At 61.1% G+C, this 1,061-nt stretch carries 3 protein-coding genes; all 3 read right to left on the bottom strand.

The window, feature by feature from the left end:
• Window positions 1–14: 14 nt before the first annotated feature.
• Genes M2390_RS16125 through M2390_RS16135 form a run of 3 tightly spaced genes read right to left on the bottom strand, consistent with a single transcriptional unit; the run spans window position 15 to window position 912 of the window.
• On the bottom strand, window positions 15–440 hold the full coding sequence (locus tag M2390_RS16125) for a hypothetical protein (protein ID WP_259180238.1): 426 nt from the start codon (window positions 438–440) through the stop codon (window positions 15–17).
• On the bottom strand, window positions 437–682 hold the full coding sequence (locus M2390_RS16130) for a hypothetical protein (protein ID WP_259180240.1): 246 nt from the start codon (window positions 680–682) through the stop codon (window positions 437–439). The genes M2390_RS16125 and M2390_RS16130 overlap by 4 nt, the downstream gene beginning before the upstream one ends.
• Entirely contained in the window at window positions 679–912 is a 234-nt protein-coding gene (locus M2390_RS16135; protein ID WP_259180243.1) for a hypothetical protein, read from the bottom strand. Before M2390_RS16135 ends, M2390_RS16130 begins: the two co-directional genes overlap by 4 nt.
• Window positions 913–1,061: the final 149 nt, after the last annotated feature.

Raw genomic sequence — 1,061 nt, forward strand, 5'->3', positions numbered from 1 at the left:
TTAGCTTCTGTACATCAGACACCAGGTGCCTCCTTCGCTTTGGCCTCAGCAGCAGCACGTACTGACTCCGCATCCACGCCGCGCGCATCAAGGTACTCCCACGCCATTTCGTAAAGCAGGCTGGGTTCCTGGGCGAAGTCCCAGAGTTTGCGTGCCAGATCATCAGCAAGCTCCGGCGAATGCTTCTGCACCTCGCCAAGCAATACCGCGACCTGTGCCGCCGAGACCTCCGCGGTTATCGCTTGCACCCACCGGGTGTAAGCGGCCTGATCACGCGTGGCTTCCCCGACTTTGGGATACACGGCAGGCATCATCAGGTCAGCGCGCGCCGAGGTATCCAGCACAAGCCGCGCAGCATGCTTGATCAGGGCATCGGCTGACACCTCAGACTCGTTTTCCGGCCACGCCGTCAAGCCCACGACCTCCTGCGCGCTACTCACTGGGAACCCCCTCGGTTCAGCTTGCGGAGCTCGCGGACAAGGGCTTGTGCGATTTCGCTGGCGTCGGCGCGGATTTCGTCAGCGATATGGCTGGCCAGATGATCGTCGTCGATAAAATACGACAATGGTCCAAGATCTGATTCCTGCATCGACGCCGGCGGGAACGTCGTGCGGAGCGTAGCGACCCCATCGCGATATTCCAACTCAATATCGACGCTTCCTGTGTACTGTGCCTTGCTCATGGTGTTGTGTCTCCTTCGGTCATGGCGACTTTGAGCCGCGCAAGATGGTCCCCGGAAACGGGAACCGCATAGGTACTGCGGGTGTACGGGTCCTCGGGCGGCAGCTCGCTGAGGTCTTCGTGCCAGTGCTCATCCAGCGCGGCCGTTGCCGCTAGGAACTCGTGAGCGATCCCGAAAGGCGTGTGGTCACGGTCTGGATAGATGATCGGTAGCCGTTCAGTCTCCGGCATCACTCGCCCCCTTCCTTGCGGCGGAGAGCGGCGATATTTCTGAGAGCCGACTCTTCGTCAACTCCACGAGGGGCGTAACCGATAACTCGGAAGCCGTCAGCTCCGAGCACGGCCTGCTCGGCATCGTCTAACGCCTGCTCCCTCGCCCA

This window comes from Mycetocola sp. BIGb0189, assembly GCF_024810155.1.
Taxonomy (GTDB): domain Bacteria; phylum Actinomycetota; class Actinomycetes; order Actinomycetales; family Microbacteriaceae; genus Mycetocola; species Mycetocola lacteus.

What these genes read in the sequence shown, in the direction of transcription:
- M2390_RS16130 (WP_259180240.1), bottom strand. Translation starts at nt 682, where the DNA reads ATGAGCAAGGCACAGTACACAGGAAGCGTCGATATTGAGTTGGAATAT.
- M2390_RS16135 (WP_259180243.1), bottom strand. Translation starts at nt 912, where the DNA reads ATGCCGGAGACTGAACGGCTACCGATCATCTATCCAGACCGTGACCAC.